The sequence below is a fragment of the Rhodococcus sp. NPDC056743 genome, from assembly GCF_042790355.1.
Taxonomy (GTDB): Bacteria; Actinomycetota; Actinomycetes; order Mycobacteriales; family Mycobacteriaceae; genus Rhodococcus_F.
Genome location: NZ_JBHTZI010000006.1, coordinates 82,541 through 100,513, shown reverse-complemented (window position 1 = coordinate 100,513; position 17,973 = coordinate 82,541). Strand labels below are relative to the sequence as shown.

Sequence of the window (17,973 nt, the reverse complement as noted above, 5' to 3'; positions counted from 1 at the left end):
AAATCCTACAAATCCCATCCGCGGAGTTTTCGGCGCCGAATGCCCTATATGACGCTTCAGCATCGGCCGCAGCACTGGGAAGATCACCGCAGTGAAGATCAACACCTCACCGTGATGGTTCTGCCCGGTGGCAAGGTCTCGAGTCACCGCCGTTCGCGAATCTGGCATCTGTCGAACCTCCGGATGCGTCCCTTCTCGGTGGCACTTCAGCAACGCGGATTCGATGTCACGCCGATCAGATATCGCACACGTGGGTGGAATGACGCTGAGCAGAGTCCGGTTGCAGATGCGCGACACGTGCTCGATCGAATCAAGGCACAACACCCTGACGCGAAGGTCATTCTGCTTGGACATTCGATGGGTGGACGGGTAGCCGCTGCTCTGTCGGGTGATGCGGCCGTCGTTGGCATCGTTGCGTTGGCTCCATGGTGGCCGGCGGGGACGGAAATCGGACCGCGGGAGGGTTTCCTACTGCGGGTAGTGCACGGCACGGCGGATCGCTGGACTGATCCGGATATCTCGAAAGCAGTCGTTGAACGAGCGCGAAGATCCGGTCTCGATGCCGAATGGATCGGCGTCGAGGGTGCGGGGCACTTCATGCTGCGGCGGGCATCGCTGTGGCACCGACTGGCGGCAGATGCGGTCTCGGAAATAGCAGCCGATTCGGAAATAGCAGCCAGTTCAACCGAAGTGAAGGCAGGAGAACGACGATGAATTCGGGCAGACGGAGTTCGGCAAGTTCTGACAAGCGCAAGGTTGCTGTCGTGGGCAGTGGAGTCGCTGGATTGACTGCGGCATGGGTTCTCGGCAAGGACTCAGATGTGACTCTGTACGAGGCAGATTCGCGGCTCGGCGGCCACGCAGACACACACGCGGTGACCGATCCCGAAGGTCGCAACTTCGCTGTTGACACCGGCTTCATCGTGCACAACGACCGCACCTATCCGACGCTGTTGAGATTATTTGCCGAACTGGGTGTCGGGACACAGGAATCGGACATGAGCATGTCTGTCCGCTGCGAAGGGTGTGGTCTCGAGTATTCCGGCGGACAGGGGTTGCGCGGCGTCCTGCCAACGCCTGGACTGCTGGTGAACGGCAGCTTTCTTTCGATGTTGATGGAGGTCAAGAGGTTTCATCGACGAGCGCGTGCGCTGCTCGAGCGGTCCGATGCGTCGACACCCGATCAGACGCTCGGGGTTTTCCTGCGAAGCGGCAGATTCTCCGACTATTTCACCGCCCACTTCATGACCCCACTGGTGTCTGCGGTGTGGTCGTGTGACCCGTCAGCGGCTCTCGAGTATCCGGCGCGGTACCTCTTCGCGTTCCTCGACCACCACGGCATGCTCTCTATTTCGGGCTCGCCGACCTGGCGGACAGTAACCGGTGGTTCGGTCGAGTATGTGAAAGCGGTGGCACAGAGCATCAGCGCCGTTCGGCTGAGCACGCCGGTTCACGCCGTGTATCGGCACGCTGATTCAGTCGAGATTCGTGGGGGAGATGATCAACTCGAGACCTATGACGCCGTAGTGATCGCAACGCATCCCCAGCAAGCTCTGAAGATTCTCGCCGATCCGACGGCCACGGAGCACGAGGTCCTCGGCGCGATGCCCTATTCGATCAATCAGACCCAACTGCACACGGATGAGAGTGTGCTGCCGGATAATTCGAATGCGCGAGCATCGTGGAACTATTATCTGCCGCAGTGCAATGCGACGCCCGATCATGTGCTCGTCAGCTACGACATGACCCGGTTGCAACGTCTACCGGAGACCGGTCGACGGTACATCGTGACTCTCGGGGGCAAGGATATGATTGCTCCGGATTCCGTCATCGATCAGATGACCTACGAGCATCCGCAATACACGCCGATTTCGGTTGCGGCACAGAGTCGCCTGCCCGAACTCGATACGGATGTGCTTGCTTTTGCCGGGGCCTATCACGGGTGGGGGTTCCACGAGGACGGTGCATTGTCGGGTTTGCGTGCGGCTGAGCGTGTGGGTGGGCGATGGTCATGAGCACCCCCGCCTCGCCGATTACTCCGTCGATCGTTCACACCCGGATACGGCATGTGCGATCCGAGCCGATACGCAACGAGTTCGAATACCGGAGTTACAGTTGGCTGGTCGACGTGGACGCGCTACCGGTACTTCCGAAACCGTTGCGTCCTTTGGCTCGATTCGATGCGGTCGATCACCTCGGTGATTCAACAGTAACCTTGCGGGCCAATGTCGAAGCTTTCCTTCACGCCCGCGGGGTCTCCTTTGCCGGTGGACGAATTCTGATGCTCGCTAACGCTCGGGTCCTGGGTTATGTCTTCAATCCGTTGAGCGTGTTCTGGTGCCTCGATGACGATGGCACCGTGCGCTGCGTGGTGGCTGAGGTCCACAACACCTACGGTGAACGGCACTGCTACCTGCTCGAGACCGACGACGCTGGTTCAGCTCGAACGTCGAAGGAGTTCTACGTCTCGCCGTTCAACGACGTGTCCGGCGAGTACCGGATGAGACTGCCGGTGCCCGATCATTCGGTGCAGTTGTCGATAGTTCTCACCAGACCGGATCAGGCCCCTTTTGCAGCGACGGTACGCGGTAGATGTGTTCCGGCTACCGCGGGCGCGATAATTCGGAGCTTCCTCGCGATTCCGCTCGCGCCACTGAGGGTATCCGCGCAAATTCGATATCAAGGAATTCGGTTGTGGTCCAGACGATTACCGATAGTTCCTCGGCCGCGCCATCAACCGCCACATCATCAACCGCCACATCATCAACCGCAGGAGGCCGTGCGATGACAACTATGACGCGTAACGCTCAGGTCGAGCGCTGGCCAGGAGTCACGACTGTCCCCAGCGGCCCCAAAGTACGCGTGGCGTCGCCGGTCGCGAGAGCGCTGTTCCACAAAGCCGTTGCTCGATTGCCGCTGCGCGTGCAGATGCCCGGTGGTGAGTTCTCGGGCGGCGGTAGCCCCGATTCGCCCTTGATGGTGATTCATCGTCCGGATGACTTTGCTGCTCGGGTGGGCGACAGCGGTCTGATCGGATTCGGGGAGTCGTACATGGCGGGTGATTGGGAGGCCTCCGATCTCACCGCAGTACTGGAAGTTTTTGCCTCTCGCGTGGCGACATTGATTCCAGACTTCTTGCAGCGGCTACGCGGCCTCTACGTTCCCAAGCAGCCTCGTAGTGAGCGCAATTCGACGCAGAATACCCGTTCCAACATCGCACGGCACTACGACCTCTCGAACGAGTTGTTCGAATTATTCCTCGACGGCACGATGACCTATTCCAGTGCCCTGTTCGACGATCTGTCGGTGGGAGATTCCCCCTCGTGGGACGTGTTCGCCGCTGCACAACACCGCAAGATTGACCGACTACTGGACGGGGCGGGCGTCGGCCCGGGGTCGCGACTACTTGAAATCGGCACGGGCTGGGGGGAATTGGCGATCCGAGCAGCCCAGCGCGGTGCGATGGTTAGTTCAGTGACGTTGTCGGTGGAACAGCAGGAACTGGCAGCTAAGCGGATAAGCGCTGCGGGACTGGCGGATCGCGTTCAGATCGACCTTCTCGACTATCGGCTAGTGCAGGGGGAGTACGACGCAGTGGTGTCGGTCGAGATGATCGAGGCGGTCGGCCACCAATACTGGGGAAGCTACTTCCAGAAGATCGACTCCCTGTTGGCGCCGGGCGGGCGCGCCGCGATACAAGCAATCACCATGCCGCACGATCGAATGTTGGCCACCCGCAACACCTATACCTGGGTTCACAAGTACATCTTCCCGGGAGGCTTCCTGCCGTCCGTACGGGCGATCGAGGACGTCACCGAACGTATGACCACTCTTCGTGTGCGTGAACGCATGTCGATGGGTGACCACTATGCCCAAACGCTCCGTTTGTGGGATGAGAGGTTCAGTGCCCGTGCGGAGGAAGTTGCAGCGCTTGGATTCGACGACGTATTCGCCCGCATGTGGCACTTCTACCTCTGCTACTCCGAAGCGGGTTTCCGTTCCGGATATCTCGACGTTCAGCAAGTAATTCTCGATCGGAGGAACCAGCGATGACGGGTACTGCGATCGCCGAGCGGTTGGCGGAACTCCTCAGTCCGCTTGTCGGCGGCGAACTTCCGGTGCGACTGACTGCGTGGGATGGCAGTGCTGCAGGGCCGGATGATGCGCCGAAAGTGACGCTCTACAGCGCAAACGTGCTTCGGCGGCTGTTGTGGAATCCGGGAGAGTTGGGTGCGGCGCAGGCATATGTTCTGGGCGAACTCGACGTCGAAGGCGATCTTGGCGAAGCACTCACGCATGTGTGGAAAGTGTCTGCCGAGCGTGGTCTGGGGCCTGTCGCACCGACACCGTCGGTCATCCTCGCGGCGGTGAGGGCCGCGAGATCCTTGGGCGTGTTCGGACGCCCGTTGCCGCCACCGGTGTCGCAGGCGCGCGTCAAGGGCCGCTTACACAGTGTGTCGAGGGATCGGGCGGCAATCGGTCATCACTACGACTTGTCGAATGACTTCTATTCGCTGATCCTGGACAAGAATATGGCGTATTCCTCGGGATACTGGACATCCGACGCACCGGACTACACTCTCGACGACTCTCAGAGAGACAAGCTGGACCTGGTATGCCGCAAGATCGGGCTCGATCAGGCGCGCGGGCAACGCTTGCTCGATGTTGGTTGCGGGTGGGGTTCGCTGAGTGTGCATGCTGCTCGCGAGTACGGTGCTCACGTTGTCGGAGTGACGATCTCGGCGGAGCAGAAGGCGTTTGTCGACGCGAGGGTCCAATCGTTGGGCCTCGGAGATCGGGTTGAGGTCCGTCTGCAGGACTACCGCGAGATTCCGGACGGACCCTACGACGCCGTCGCGTCGATCGAAATGGGCGAGCACGTCGGCGAGGACAACTATCCGATGTATGTGAAAGCGCTGCACGACAATGTGGTCGAGGGTGGGCGCGTACTGATCCAGCAGATGTCGCGTACCGGGGCTCATCCTGGTGGCGGGCCGTTCATCGAGTCGTTCATCGCGCCCGACATGTATATGCGTCCGGTCGGGCGCACCGTGGCAATGATCGAGGAGGGTGGGCTGGAAGTGCGTGACGTTCAGGCACTTCGGGAGCACTACGTGCGGACAGTCGACGCGTGGATCGAGACGTTCGAATCCAATTTCGACCGTGTAGTGGACCTGGTCGGCGTAGAGGTCGCTCGGGTGTGGCGTCTCTACCTCGTCGGCGGTGGTATGGCGTTTCGTGACGGGCGGATGGGTGTGGATCAGATTCTCTCAGTGAGGCCGTCATGTCTTCGATGACGCTTGGTTCGATGATGCTTGCGAGCTTCGTGGCCGTTGTTGTCGTGATGGCGGTGACTGCGGCAATCGGGACACGAATCGGCCGGCACAATGTTGTCGACGTGTCCTGGGGCGTGGGCTTTGTGGTCATCGCCGCAGTGTCCGCAGTCGGTGGCGTAGGCGATCTGTGGCGCCGACTACTGATGCTCGTGTTGGTAGGTATCTGGGGCCTGCGGTTGGCGTGGCATATGGCGGTGCGTTCACGGGGTAAAGGTGAGGATCCTCGGTACGAGCAGATGCTGGGAAAGGCGTCTGGCAGTCGAACGTCTGGCAGTCGAACTCTGTATGCGATACGGAAAATATATGTGACGCAAGGTATCTCCCTGTGGTTTGTGTCGCTGCCGATTCAGGTGTCCGCGGTGTCGACAGGTGGGTTCAACCTGTTGGTGGTCCTGGGCGTCGTGTTGTGGCTGGTCGGTGTGACATTCGAGGCGGTCGCCGATCGTCAGATGGCCGAGTTCAAATCCGATCCCGGCAGTTTCGGGCACATCATGGATCAGGGACTGTGGGCGTGGACGCGACATCCCAACTACTTCGGTGACGCCTGTGTGTGGTGGGGGATATTCCTCGTCGCGGCCTCGGTGTGGCCAGGTGCGTTGACGATTCTTTCGCCAGTCGCGATGACGTACTTTCTTGTGTTTGCGACCGGCGCGCGCCTTCTCGAGAGGCACATGGCGCACCGTCCCGGTTATCGTGAGTACCAGGAGCGGACGAGCTACTTCATTCCTCGGCCGCCGAGATAGAGCCCAGATAGAGCCGATACAGATCTGGCTCGATCGAGTGAGGAGCGCGAATGAGTGAGCTTGGCTTGCCTGCGGCCATCGGGGCGGTGGCTGCGGGTGGTGCACTCGGAGCGCTGACGAGATACGGTTTGGGCGAGTGGTTTCCACACATCTGGACCACTCTCGTAATCAATGTCGTCGGTTCGTTGATCCTCGGAGTGCTTGCGGCGCTGCTGATTCACGACAAGGTCTGGTACATCTTTCTGGGCACGGGTTTCTGTGGTGGCTTCACGACGTTCTCGTCGTTCGCGGTTCACGCGGTTACCGAGAGTCCGTTGCGATCCATTCTGTACGTTCTCGGCACCTTGGTTCCGGCGATCCTGGCCGCTGCGTGGGGCAAGGCAATCGGCGAGCGCTGGATGCGCCGTCGTGAGGGGGCGGCGGTATGACCGTTCTCCTCGTGGCAATCGGCGGCGGCGCCGGTGCGACCGGCAGGTACTTGCTCGCGAAATACGTCCCGGCATACAGGGGATTTCCGGCAGCAACATTCATGGCTAACGTCCTGGGTTGCTTTCTCCTCGGATTGTTCACCGGCGCAACACTCTCCACAGCTATGGCGGCTCTGCTCGCGACTGGCTTCTGCGGCGGTTTGTCCACGTACTCGACGTTTGCGACCGAAAATGTCGGTATGTTGGACAAGCGTCAGACGGCGCTTTCGCTGGTGTACATCATCGCCAGTCTTGTCGTGGGACTCAGCATCGCCTGGTTGGGAATTCAGATCACAGGGTAGAGAATGAGCGACAGTCGTGTCGGCCGTGTGGTCGACCACCGGGCTTAGGGGGATTCGTGGCGCACGAGCGAGCAGGACAGGTGGCGCAACCACAGGATTTGATTGACGTACCGCACTTGGTTTCTGCGTACTACACACGAACGCCTGATCCTGAGAATCCGCTGCAGCAGGTGTTGTTCGGGACGTCGGGGCATCGTGGTTCCAGTCTGGACAGTGCCTTCAACGAAGCGCATATCCTGGCAACGACGCAGGCGATTGTGGAGTACCGTGCATCGCAGGGTATTGACGGGCCGTTGTTCATCGGCCGCGACACGCACGCGTTGTCCGAGCCGGCCTGGCTGTCCGCGCTCGAAGTACTTGTTGCCAATGACGTAGTGGTGCTGGTGGATTCGCGCGACGCCTATACTCCTACGCCCGCCGTGAGTCACGCGATTCTGCGATACAACTCCACCGCGCCGGAAGCCAAGGCCGACGGAATCGTCGTGACGCCTTCGCATAATCCGCCACGCGACGGAGGGTTCAAGTACAACCCGCCCCACGGTGGCCCCGCTGATACCGATGCCACGTCGGTCATCGCAGACCGTGCCAATCAACTTCTCCGCGACGGTCTTGCCGGCGTCCGGCGTGTCACGACGGAACAGGCACTCTCCAGGGTCGAGCGGTACGACTTCCTGCGGTATTACGTCGACGACTTGCCCTCTGTGCTCAACCTCGACGCGATTCGCGACGCGGGCATCCGCATCGGCGCAGATCCCCTCGGCGGCGCGAGCGTCGACTATTGGGGAGCCATCGCCGAGACTCATCACCTCGACCTCGAGGTGGTCAATCCTCTGGTCGATCCGACCTGGCGATTCATGACCCTCGACACCGACGGCAAGATTCGAATGGATTGCTCCTCGCCTGACGCGATGGCGTCGTTGATCGGTATTCGGGATCGCTACGACATCGCCACCGGAAATGACGCCGATTCCGATCGCCACGGAATTGTCACCCCCGACGGCGGTTTGATGAACCCCAATCACTATCTGGCCGTTGCCATCGAGTACCTCTTTGCGAACCGTCCGAAGTGGGCGGCAGGCACGAAGGTGGGGAAGACCCTGGTCAGCTCGTCGATGATCGACCGCGTGGTGAACGGACTCGGGCGCGAACTCCTGGAGGTACCCGTCGGCTTCAAGTGGTTCGTGCCGGGGTTGCTCGACGGTTCGGTCGGGTTCGGCGGCGAGGAAAGCGCGGGAGCGTCCTTCTTGCGTCACGACGGCTCGGTGTGGACGACAGACAAGGACGGCATCATTCTTGCGCTGCTCGCGTCCGAGATCACGGCGGTGACCGGCAAGACGCCGTCGGCGCACTACAGCGCGCTGACCGAGAAGTTCGGTAGCCCGGCCTACGCCCGCATCGACGCGCCCGCGAGTCGCGCGCAGAAGGCGGTGCTGGCAAAACTGTCACCGGAGCAGGTCACTGCGACGGAACTGGCGGGGGAGCCGATCACCGCGGCGCTGACGGCAGCGCCGGGGAACGGTGCCGCAATCGGCGGTTTGAAGGTGACCACCGAGAACGCGTGGTTTGCGGCCAGGCCGTCAGGAACCGAGGACGTGTACAAGATTTACGCCGAGTCGATGAAGGGCGACGAGCATCTGGCTCAGGTTCAGGCGGCGGCGAAGGACTTGGTGTCCGGTGTCCTGAACGCGAACTAGCTCGCGGCCCGCTGATGTCGCCCGGCTAGAATCCCGGGCGACATGAAAACTCGCGCAGCCAGGCTGCCACAGGAAATCTGGGTGCTGGTTTCCGCCAGCTTCGTCATCGCTCTCGGATTCGGCATCGTCGCCCCGGCGCTACCGCAGTTCGCTCGCAGCTTCGATGTATCGGTTACGGCCGCCACAGTCGTCATTTCGTCGTTTGCGTTCATGCGCTTGGTATTTGCGCCGATGAGCGGCACCTTGGTGCAGAAACTCGGCGAGCGCCCGGTGTACATCCTGGGGTTGTTGATCGTCGCCTTGTCCACCGGCGCGTGCGCGTTTGCGCAGGAGTACTGGCAGCTACTGTTGTTCCGGTCGCTCGGCGGTATCGGTTCCACCATGTTCACGGTGTCGGCGCTCGGACTGCTTATTCGGATGTCACCGCCTGACCACCGGGGACGCGTTTCCGGTCTATACGCAACGAGCTTCCTGATGGGCTCGATTACCGGCCCGATATTCGGTGGCGCGCTGCTGCAGTTCGGCTTGCGGATGCCGTTCCTCATTTATGCGGCGACGCTGGTCATTGCGGCCGCTGTGGTTTTCTTCAGTCTGCGTGGTTCGCATCTCGCGTCGCCGGACAAAGGCGCGTCGATCACACCGATGACATTGGCGGAAGGTCTACGTTCCCCGGTTTACCGCGCTGCTCTGGGCTCGAACCTGGCGTTCGGTGGTGTCATCTTCGGCGTCCGCGTCGCGATGGTCCCGCTTTTTGTCGTTGAGGCTCTCGGCCGCGGCGACGCGGTCGCCGCGTACGCGCTGGCAGTTTTTGCGGTCGGAAATGCTCTGGTTCTGACCTTCTCGGGTCGGCTCTCGGATAAATACGGGCGCAAACCCTTTGTGCTCGCGGGGTTGCTCGTCTGCGGTGCGGGAACGATGGCGATCGGATTCACCCACAACCTGGTGGCGTTTTTCGTGATTGCCGCCGTGACAGGTGCAGGTTCCGGTTTGATGAGTCCGTCGCAGCAAGCTGCGGTTGCCGATGTTGTCGGATCCAAGGCGCGTGGCGGTCCCGTTCTGGCAGTGTTCCAGATGATGTCCGATGTCGGCGGTGTGGTCGCGCCGATCTGCGCCGGTCTGTTGGTGGAGTACTTCTCGTACTCCGTGGCTTTTGCTGCAATGGGTGCTGTGGTGATCGTCGCGAGCGTGGGGTGGCTACTGGTGCCGGCGAAGGCTGTAACCGCAAAAACCGTCACCTCGGAAGTCCCTCTGTAGGCTCGACCTGTGGCTATTCGCATCGTGAGTCTTGTGGCCCGCTTGGGTTTGGCAGCCGTGTGGCTGATTTCAGGTGGCATCAAATTCCTCGATCCGGTTCAGACGAAGATCGCTGTCCGGGCGTATCAACTGTTGCCCGAGAGTCTCGTGGGTCCGGTGGCGATGGCGATGCCGTTGCTCGAGATCGTTCTCGGATTGCTGCTGCTCGTGGGCCTTGCCGTACGAGCGTCGGCCGCAGTGTCGGTGCTCATGCTTGTAGTGCTCATCAGCGTGATCATCTCGGTGTGGGCCCGCGGATTGTCGATCGACTGCGGCTGTTTCGGTGGTGGCGGCGCTGCCGACGTCGACGCGTGGGACTACCTGAACGAGATCCTGAGAGACGTCAGTTTCCTGGCGTTGGCCCTGTGGTTGTGTGTCTTCCCACGATCACCGATCGCATTGGGACAGGGATCACGTACCGCATTCTCAGTTGAAGCACAGTCTTCAATGGCAAGGTGAGTACCCGGGCAAGGTAACCCCTCGGTAAAATCGTTTCGACGCACGAAGGACTGCATCAGCGTGAGCGCCAAGAACAACAAGTACAAACCGGAACCGGTGTCGAGTCGGTCCACCTACATCATCGGTGGTCTCGCCGTCCTGGTGATCGCGGCCCTCGTCATCGGCGGCGTCCTGTGGCAGTCGAGCAAGAACGAGGTGCAAAACGACGGCTACGGTTCGGTGCAGAACTCCGAGGTCGTTGTCACCGTGCAGGACAATGGCGTCGTACTGCTCGGGAAGCCGGACGCACGTACCACTCTCGACATTTTCGAGGATCCACTGTGCCCCGCGTGTGCCGCACTCGAGCACCTGAGTGGCCAATCGGTGTCGGCCGCGATCGACACCGGTGACGTGGCCGTTCGCTATCACATGCTCAACTTCCTCAACAGGGCTTCGAGCAGCGGTGATTACTCCACGCGCGCCGGCGCGGCATTGCTGTGCGTCGCGCAGGATGGCAACGCGATTGCCTACTCGAATCTGCACACCGCACTCTTCTCGCCGGACAACCAGCCGGCTGAAGGTGGTAAGAGCGATCACACCAACGACGATTTGGCTCGGATAGCCGGCGAAGCCGGTGCGTCGGATGCGGCCACCGCCTGCATCTCGTCTGGTGCCAACGTGGACGTTGCCGCAGCCAACGCTGCAGCAGCGAGCGAGGCTCTCTCCGCAGCCGGCGGAACGGGCACCCCGACGGTTGTCGCCGACGGCAAGATCGTCAGCACCAAGAACAGCGATTGGGTTTCGCAGTTCGCTTCGTGAGCAGTGTGCGGCCGCTCTAAAACCCGGAGCGGCCGCACCGGCTTGACCAGGCGATTTGTTGCTCGCCACGCAAGTGGTGTAACTTTCTTCAAGCAAGCGGCAAGCAGAACAACCGCCTGCAAGATTGATTTGAGAATGAACTGAATACGGGGCTATGGCGCAGCTGGTAGCGCACCACACTGGCAGTGTGGGGGTCAGGGGTTCGAGTCCCCTTAGCTCCACCCAATAAGAAAAGCTCCTCACTTGCGAACATTCGCGAGTGAGGAGCTTTTCTTATTGTCTATGCCCGGATCCGCCAGGGACGTGACTGCTGCGGAACCAAGGCGCGCTCGAGTGCCTCGCCGGTAGCTACGGCGTACGGGGCCCTCAGAATGTCTTCGTGTGAGCCGGCAACATCCTCGAAGGTGATCTGGCCCGTAGCAATTGCCGACCAGTCGTGCGCGTCCTGTCGGTTGCCGTCGCCGCGGATCACCACGACCGAACCGCGATACGGGCTGGGGGTGTGCTTACGTAGGGACGCCAGACCGCGATGGTAGAAGAGATACCACTGCATCGACGGGTCGAATTGCATGATGCCGGCAACTTGGTATCGAAGCCAGATACCCAGAACCGACTTTTTCGAGGTCTGGGCTCGGGCATTCAGTACCGGCTCGACAGCGTCCGATGTGGCCTGCGGCTCGGCGGTGTCAGGCCGCGGCCCGATCATGTTTTCTCGCAACCGAGTGTCCAGAATGACAACCTGTTCGACGATCTCGCCTTCCGCGTGGAGGCGATTCGCAATCTCGAGGGTGACAAACCCGCCGTGGGAGTAGCCGCCGAGCGCGTACGGTCCGTGCGGCCGGACCTTCCTGATTTCGCGGATGTACCGGTCGGCCATCTTGGCGACGGTGCGGTCGGGGAGGCCGCGCGATTCCATTCCGTGTGCTTGCAGCGCGTACACCGGTCGATCGCCGGACATCGCCTGCACCGTCGCGAGAAAGCTCAGCGCCGGCGCACCGGCTCCGGTGATCAGGAAGAGAGGAGTCCGGGAACCGCTCGTCGAAAGCGGAACCAGCACAGACGCTCGACCCTCGTCACGTTTCTTGTTGCACAGCATCGCGTCGACGAGTGCGGCGAGTTCCCGGATGGTGGTGGCACCGGCAAACTGGGCGCCGCTCACGGTGACCAGTACAGCGGCTCGTAGCGCGGTAAGCATTTCTGCCGCAGCGAGCGAATCTGCACCGAGTGCAAAGAAGTCGTCGTCGCGATCGAGTGATTCGATCCCGATGATCTTGGACCAGATGATGGCGACCCGAAATTCGGTGATGGTTTCGAGGGTCGGCGTGGTGGTCGAGGCGGCGACGGGCGCCGGTGCGGGCAGCGCGTTGCGGTCGACTTTGCCGCGTTCGTTACGGGGGATCGAGGCCAGCATGATGATGTGGCGCGGAACCATCCACCCGGGCAGGCGCTGAGACAGCTCGCGCCGAACTTCTGCAGGTGACAAGGCAATTCGCTGTGAATCGCTCACCACGTATGCGCAGAGCTCCGGATGGTCGTTCTCGGTGCGGACGACGACGACCGCATCGACGACGCCGTCGACAGCGCGGAGGGCGACGTCGACTTCAGTGGGTTCGACCAGGTATCCGCGGATTTTCACAGCGTCGTCGAGCCTGCCCTTGAGTTGCAATTCGCCATCGCTGTCGATGCATCCGCGGTCGCCGGTGCGGTACAGGCAGATACCGTCGTCGAGTTGCGTGAATCGTTGTGCTGTCCGCTCCGGGTCGCCGTGGTAGCCGTCGGCCAGGTCGCTGGAAATGACATGGATTTCGCCGATCTCGCCGTCGGGCAGTTGATTGCCCTCGGAATCGACGATCCGGACGTCCTTCCCGTCGCGCGCCCGACCGGCCGGGATGATGCCCTGCGGGAACGTCGAGTTGGGAGGAAAGGCGTTGTAGGCGACGACGCCCGTCTCGGTGGTCGCCATCCAGTTGACGTAGGTCGCGTCCGCGAATCCGCGATCACGATGACGTTGGTAGTCGTTGCCGTGAACTGCCTCGCCGTAGGTGACGACAACGCGAAGGGAACTTTCGGGATCAACGCCGGGTTCGGTAGCAGGTTGTTCCGTCCACGCTCGCAGGAACGACGGTGCGCAATGAGCGGTCGTGATCGCATTTTTGCGCAGCCAGCGCTCCAGGTTGGATGTGCCGTCGACGCGGGGATCCCAGCAGTACACGGTGACGCCGTTCATCAAACCCATGATCAGTGCAGTGATGCCCGCGCCGAAGCTGACGGGCAGAAGATTGCCGATGTGATCGTCCGGTCGCAGATCGATGGCGGCGGCAAGCTCATCCGCCTTGTTCAGACACATCGAGTGACTGAGTACTACCCCTTTGGGTGCGCCGCTGGTGCCGGAGGTGAATGCGATCATGGCGGGATCCGAGCTGAGCGACTCGAGTGCGTTGCCGAACCGGAACGGGGTGGCCGCGGCGTGATCGAGAACTGTGGTGATGGGAACCGCGCCAGACGTGGACAGGATGTGCTCGCGCCTGGCCTGTGGAAGTTGCGGGTCGATCATGACCAGTGGGCGACCGGAAATCAGCGTCGCAAGAAGGTGGACAACGGCCTCGGTAGTGGGGTCGAGTTCGACAGCAACCGGGCAGCGGCCGTGTGGCCCGCGAATATCGAGTTCACGGGCGAGAGCGTCTGCGCGGACTTCGAGGTCCGCGAAGGTGATTTCATCGCGTGGGGTGACTATTGCAACGGTGTCGTGCTGCATCGAGGTGACGCGGCGCCACCGGGATTCGATTGTCTCGTCGATGACGGCGTACCTCGTCCGTTCTAATCCTAGGTCGACAACGTTCATGTCTGACGCTCCGTTCCGGCTACCAGTTACCTACTGGCAAAGACTACAGAAGGTTGGGTACCAAGGTCCATAACAAACCAAAAGTAGTTTTCCATACTGACCAATCCAAGCGATCAACTGCTCCGAATGTCAGGTGGGAACAATCCGCGGGCGGATTGTCGAACCATGTCGAACTGCGTCGAACTAACGGGAGGCAACACTGTGAACTGGTCGGGGAGATGTGCCATTGCGGTAGCCGGTGCGAGTGTTGGTGTGGCCATGATGGCCGTGCCGGCGCACAGTGCGCCGATGTCGGTCGAGATGTCGGTGGAGATGTCAGGGGTGATGTCAGGGGAGATGTCAGCACAATTGTGGGAGCCGTTGCAGCCCGTCGAGAAGCTGGACGTTGAACGCTACGTCGGTGACTGGTACCAGTTGGCCGCTGTGCCGCAGCCCTTCAACCTGATGTGCGCCAAGGACACTCAGGCGAGGTACGAGGTACTCGATGCGTCGAATGTGAGTGTGCGGAACACCTGCACAACCTGGGCAGGGGACCAGAGTGGCATCGCCGGTAATGCACGAGTTACCGATACTCGGTCGTCTGCGCAACTGCATGTCAGTTTCCCGGGCGTGCCTTTTCAGGACGGATTGGACGGGCCACCAAATTACGTCGTCACCTACATCGCCGACGACTATTCGTGGGCACTTGTGGGTGACCCGCTTCGAACGTCAGGGTTTGTACTCTCGCGTTCACCCGCAGTCGACGCCACGGGGTGGAATGAGGTACGCCGAGTGGCCGAGAGTCGCGGGTACAACGCCTGCACGATCGTGACGTCACCGACAACCGAAGGCAAGAAGGAGATTCAGCCGCTCTGCACGATCTGACGGCCCGCTAGGATTGCCAGGTGGCTAGGACTTCTTGGTGAAAAAGCAGATTCCCGTGATCGTCGTCGCAGGATTTCTGGGTTCGGGAAAGACGACACTGCTCAATCACCTTCTGCATAACAACAACGGTGTGCGCATCGGGGTGATCGTCAACGACTTCGGTTCGGTCAACATCGATTCGATGATGGTGGCCGGCCAAGTCGACTCGACGCTCTCACTCAGCAACGGGTGCCTGTGCTGCGCGGTTGATGTCTCCGACATGGACGAGATGCTCGACAAGTTGGCGCACAGTCAATCCGAGATCGACGTCATCGTCATCGAGGCCAGCGGACTGGCGGAGCCACGCAACATGATCAGGCTCGTCCTGGGCAGCGAGAACCCGCGGGTCGTGTACGGCGGTCTGGTTGTTGTTGTCGACGGGGCCAACTTCCGTTCGACCCGCAGTACCCATCCTGAACTCGACCAGCACGTCGGGCTGGCGGACCTACTGGTGGTGAACAAGATCGACTGTGTCGACTCGGCGGAGCGCGAGGCCTTCACGGAGGTGATTCGTGGGCTCAACACCCGAGCACCGATTGTGGATACCACTCACTCTCGGGTGGACCCGGCACTGCTGTTCGATTTCGCGGCGGCGCCGCAGCCGCAACCCGGTCAACAAATGAGCCTCGACGAACTGCTGCGCGACGATCATCACGACCACATCCACACCCACTACGAGGCAATCGATTTTGTGTCGGACACCGCGCTCGACGCGCGCGCCGTCACACGATTTCTCGAGAACCAACCAGCGGGTGTTTACCGCATCAAGGGTTTCGTGAACTTTGATATCCGTGGGTACACAGGCAAATTCGAAGTGCAGACCGTCGGCGATCACGTGCGGATCACACCACTGCGGTGGAAGGCCGGCGAGCGGCGGACTACGCAGTTGGTAGTGATCGGTAGCGGTATGGACAGTGCCGTCGTCCGGGACACTTTGAGCGAGTGCATTCGGGTCGGGGGAGTCGAGTTGCACCCCGATGCGATGCTGGGATTGCACCGCTATACCGTCGGAGCGTGAGTGAATCAGCTGTATCTGTGTACGAAGCGATCCGGCGCCGACGCGACGTGCGGGCAGAGTTTTCCGGTGAGGTTATTCCTGACGATGTGCTGATGCGCATCCTCGACGCTGCTCATCGGGCGCCGAGTGTCGGGAACACGCAGCCGTGGGATTTTGTGGTGGTCCGAAATCCGGACACGCTCTCGACGTTTGCCGCGCACGTCGCGGAGGCGAGGGTGAAATTTGCGCAGTCCCTGCCCGAGGATCGGCGCGAGACGTTCGACCCCATCAAGATCGAGGGGATCACGGAAAGTGGAACCGGGATCGTGGTGACCTACGACCCCTCGCGCGGTGGCCCTAACATTCTCGGCCGTCACACGGTCGACGACACTGGTCTGTTCTCCGCGGTTCTCGCGATCCAGAACCTGTGGCTGGCCGCGGTTGCCGAGGACATCGGCATCGGATGGGTGTCGTTCTACGACGAGGAATATCTCACCGAACTGATGAATATTCCGGCGCCGGTGCGGCCGATCGCATGGCTGTGCATCGGGAAAGTGACTCAGTTCCAACAGGTTCCGGATCTCGAGCGCTTCGGATGGAAACAGCGCCGGCCATTGGCCGACGCTGTCCACTTCGAAACCTATTGAGTTGTCGGCTCGCGGTTAGCGGGCTGCGGGGCGTCCACCGGTGCGGGCCCGGCCTGCGCCGCCGGAACGAGCGCCACGCGACTGACCGCCCTGACCGCTGCGAGCCTGACCGCCCTGGCCACCCTGACCGGAACGTGCCTGGCCGCTGCGGGCCTGTCCGCCCTGGCCTGAACGTGCCGGGCGAGCTCCGCGTCCGCCACCCTGCGGTGCGACCGGAGCCTTGGGCGCGGGGGTGACATGCGGCGCGATGTCGCCGACCAGCTTCACGACGTGCTCGGAATTTGCAGTCGATCGAACCGGCGTCACCTTGATAGCTGCCTTACGCATGAGGATCGCGAGGTCCTTGCGCTGCTCGGGCAGGACAACGGTGACGACGTCACCGGCGCTGCCGGCGCGAGCAGTACGGCCGCTGCGGTGCAGGTACGCCTTGTGCTCGGCCGGGGGATCGACATGCACGACCAGCTCGACGTCGTCGACGTGAACGCCGCGAGCGGCAACGTCGGTGGCAACGAGAACGCGAGCTTCGCCGGCAGAGAATGCAGCAAGGTTGCGGTCGCGGGCAGCCTGCGACAGGTTGCCGTGCAGATCGACGGACGGAATACCCGACTCGGTGAGCTGGCGAGCCAACTTACGAGCCTGATGCTTGGTGCGCATGAAGAGGATGCGTCGGCCGGTGCCGGACGCAAGCTTCTCGACGAGTGCCTTCTTCGCTTCGGCGCCATCGACGTCGAACACGTGGTGCGTCATGGCGGCGACGGGGGAGTTGGCCTCGTCGACGGAGTGCATGACCTCGTTCTTGAGGAATCGCTTGACGAGCTTGTCGACGCCGTTGTCCAAGGTGGCGGAGAACAGCAGGCGCTGGCCGTCGGCCGGGGTGGAGGAGAGAATGCGGGTGACGACGGGAAGGAACCCGAGGTCGGCCATGTGGTCGGCTTCGTCGAGGACGGTGATCTCGACGGCGTCGAGGCTCACGAACTTCTGCTTCATGAGGTCTTCGAGGCGACCGGGGCACGCGACGACGATGTCGACTCCGGCCTTGAGAGCCTGGACCTGACGGTGCTGCGACACGCCGCCGAAGATGGTGGTGACGCGCAAGTCGTAGGCCGTGGCAAGCGGCTCGAGGGTTGCGGTGATCTGGGTGGCGAGCTCGCGGGTCGGCGCGAGAACCAGCCCGAGCGGGCGGCCCGGACGACGCTTGCCGCCGGCTAATTCTCCCGCGAGACGCGAGACCATCGGGATGGAGAAGGCAAGCGTTTTTCCGCTGCCGGTCTTTCCGCGGCCCAGGACGTCGCGTCCCGACAGCGTGTCGGGGAGGGTGTCGATCTGGATCGGGAAGGGGGAGGTGATTCCGCCGTCTTCGAGGGCCTTGACCAGCGGCGGACGTACACCGAGGGAAGCGAAGGTAGCGGTAGTCGTGGTGACAGTCGAGGTGTCAGACAAGTGTGTTCAGAGCCTTTCGGGGCACTTTGCGTGCCCGGATGCCGACACGGCA

Annotated in this window: 17 protein-coding genes and 1 tRNA gene; 16 read left to right on the top strand and 2 right to left on the bottom strand. The window is 61.6% G+C overall.

The genetic code is table 11. The features are described 5' to 3' along the window. The first annotated feature begins 48 nt into the window (after nucleotides 1–48). From ACFRFQ_RS14920 to ACFRFQ_RS14860, 13 genes are all read left to right on the top strand, one after another. Nucleotides 49–714 carry an alpha/beta hydrolase gene (locus tag ACFRFQ_RS14920; RefSeq protein ID WP_378658837.1) on the top strand — a complete coding sequence of 222 codons (666 nt, stop codon included), beginning with the start codon at nucleotides 49–51 and terminating at the stop codon, nucleotides 712–714. Beyond that, on the top strand, nucleotides 711–2,015 hold the full coding sequence (locus ACFRFQ_RS14915; protein ID WP_378658834.1) for an NAD(P)/FAD-dependent oxidoreductase: 1,305 nt from the start codon (nucleotides 711–713) through the stop codon (nucleotides 2,013–2,015). The genes ACFRFQ_RS14920 and ACFRFQ_RS14915 overlap by 4 nt, the downstream gene beginning before the upstream one ends. Continuing rightward, the gene (locus tag ACFRFQ_RS14910; RefSeq protein WP_378658831.1) at nucleotides 2,012–2,788 is read left to right on the top strand and encodes a DUF1365 domain-containing protein; all 777 of its coding nucleotides are present in this window, start codon (nucleotides 2,012–2,014) and stop codon (nucleotides 2,786–2,788) included. The genes ACFRFQ_RS14915 and ACFRFQ_RS14910 overlap by 4 nt, the downstream gene beginning before the upstream one ends. After that, nucleotides 2,785–4,053, top strand: coding sequence for a class I SAM-dependent methyltransferase (locus tag ACFRFQ_RS14905; RefSeq protein WP_378658828.1), 1,269 nt, complete (start codon nucleotides 2,785–2,787; stop codon nucleotides 4,051–4,053). The genes ACFRFQ_RS14910 and ACFRFQ_RS14905 overlap by 4 nt, the downstream gene beginning before the upstream one ends. Beyond that, entirely contained in the window at nucleotides 4,050–5,297 is a 1,248-nt protein-coding gene (locus ACFRFQ_RS14900; protein WP_378658825.1) for a class I SAM-dependent methyltransferase, read from the top strand. The genes ACFRFQ_RS14905 and ACFRFQ_RS14900 overlap by 4 nt, the downstream gene beginning before the upstream one ends. Then, nucleotides 5,285–6,079: a DUF1295 domain-containing protein gene (locus ACFRFQ_RS14895; protein WP_378658821.1), complete on the top strand. Its 795-nt coding sequence runs from the start codon at nucleotides 5,285–5,287 to the stop codon at nucleotides 6,077–6,079. Before ACFRFQ_RS14900 ends, ACFRFQ_RS14895 begins: the two co-directional genes overlap by 13 nt. A gap of 50 nt (nucleotides 6,080–6,129) precedes the next feature. Beyond that, entirely contained in the window at nucleotides 6,130–6,507 is a 378-nt protein-coding gene (locus ACFRFQ_RS14890; RefSeq protein WP_378658818.1) for a fluoride efflux transporter FluC, read from the top strand. After that, entirely contained in the window at nucleotides 6,504–6,848 is a 345-nt protein-coding gene (gene crcB / locus ACFRFQ_RS14885; RefSeq protein WP_378658815.1) for a fluoride efflux transporter CrcB, read from the top strand. The genes ACFRFQ_RS14890 and crcB overlap by 4 nt, the downstream gene beginning before the upstream one ends. 56 nt (nucleotides 6,849–6,904) lie before the next feature. Beyond that, on the top strand, nucleotides 6,905–8,542 hold the full coding sequence (pgm, locus tag ACFRFQ_RS14880; RefSeq protein ID WP_378658812.1) for a phosphoglucomutase (alpha-D-glucose-1,6-bisphosphate-dependent): 1,638 nt from the start codon (nucleotides 6,905–6,907) through the stop codon (nucleotides 8,540–8,542). A gap of 42 nt (nucleotides 8,543–8,584) precedes the next feature. Continuing rightward, nucleotides 8,585–9,796 (top strand): MFS transporter, encoded by a 1,212-nt coding sequence (locus tag ACFRFQ_RS14875; RefSeq protein ID WP_378658809.1) that lies wholly within the window; start codon nucleotides 8,585–8,587, stop codon nucleotides 9,794–9,796. 9 nt (nucleotides 9,797–9,805) lie between these two features. Then, nucleotides 9,806–10,294: a MauE/DoxX family redox-associated membrane protein gene (locus tag ACFRFQ_RS14870; protein ID WP_378658806.1), complete on the top strand. Its 489-nt coding sequence runs from the start codon at nucleotides 9,806–9,808 to the stop codon at nucleotides 10,292–10,294. A 60-nt stretch (nucleotides 10,295–10,354) separates the two neighbouring features. Beyond that, entirely contained in the window at nucleotides 10,355–11,092 is a 738-nt protein-coding gene (locus ACFRFQ_RS14865) for a DsbA family protein (protein ID WP_378658803.1), read from the top strand. A gap of 148 nt (nucleotides 11,093–11,240) precedes the next feature. Next, nucleotides 11,241–11,313: transfer RNA gene (locus ACFRFQ_RS14860), tRNA-Ala, on the top strand. Between the two features lie 59 nt (nucleotides 11,314–11,372). Here ACFRFQ_RS14860 and ACFRFQ_RS14855 read toward each other — a convergent pair. Continuing rightward, nucleotides 11,373–13,934 (bottom strand): AMP-binding protein, encoded by a 2,562-nt coding sequence (locus tag ACFRFQ_RS14855; RefSeq protein WP_378658800.1) that lies wholly within the window; start codon nucleotides 13,932–13,934, stop codon nucleotides 11,373–11,375. Nucleotides 13,935–14,234: 300 nt separating this feature from the next. Between ACFRFQ_RS14855 and ACFRFQ_RS14850 the strand changes: the two genes are divergently transcribed. The 3 genes from ACFRFQ_RS14850 to bluB are packed head-to-tail and all read left to right on the top strand — an operon-like array spanning nucleotide 14,235 to nucleotide 16,481. Further along, on the top strand, nucleotides 14,235–14,798 hold the full coding sequence (locus ACFRFQ_RS14850) for a lipocalin family protein (RefSeq protein WP_378659626.1): 564 nt from the start codon (nucleotides 14,235–14,237) through the stop codon (nucleotides 14,796–14,798). A gap of 34 nt (nucleotides 14,799–14,832) precedes the next feature. Beyond that, complete coding sequence (locus ACFRFQ_RS14845; RefSeq protein WP_378658797.1) at nucleotides 14,833–15,855, top strand: CobW family GTP-binding protein; 1,023 nt, start codon at nucleotides 14,833–14,835, stop codon at nucleotides 15,853–15,855. Next, entirely contained in the window at nucleotides 15,852–16,481 is a 630-nt protein-coding gene (bluB, locus tag ACFRFQ_RS14840; protein WP_378658794.1) for a 5,6-dimethylbenzimidazole synthase, read from the top strand. The genes ACFRFQ_RS14845 and bluB overlap by 4 nt, the downstream gene beginning before the upstream one ends. A gap of 15 nt (nucleotides 16,482–16,496) precedes the next feature. Here bluB and ACFRFQ_RS14835 read toward each other — a convergent pair whose 3' ends face one another. Then, nucleotides 16,497–17,921, bottom strand: coding sequence for a DEAD/DEAH box helicase (locus ACFRFQ_RS14835; RefSeq protein WP_378658791.1), 1,425 nt, complete (start codon nucleotides 17,919–17,921; stop codon nucleotides 16,497–16,499). Between the last annotated feature and the right edge of the window lie 52 nt (nucleotides 17,922–17,973).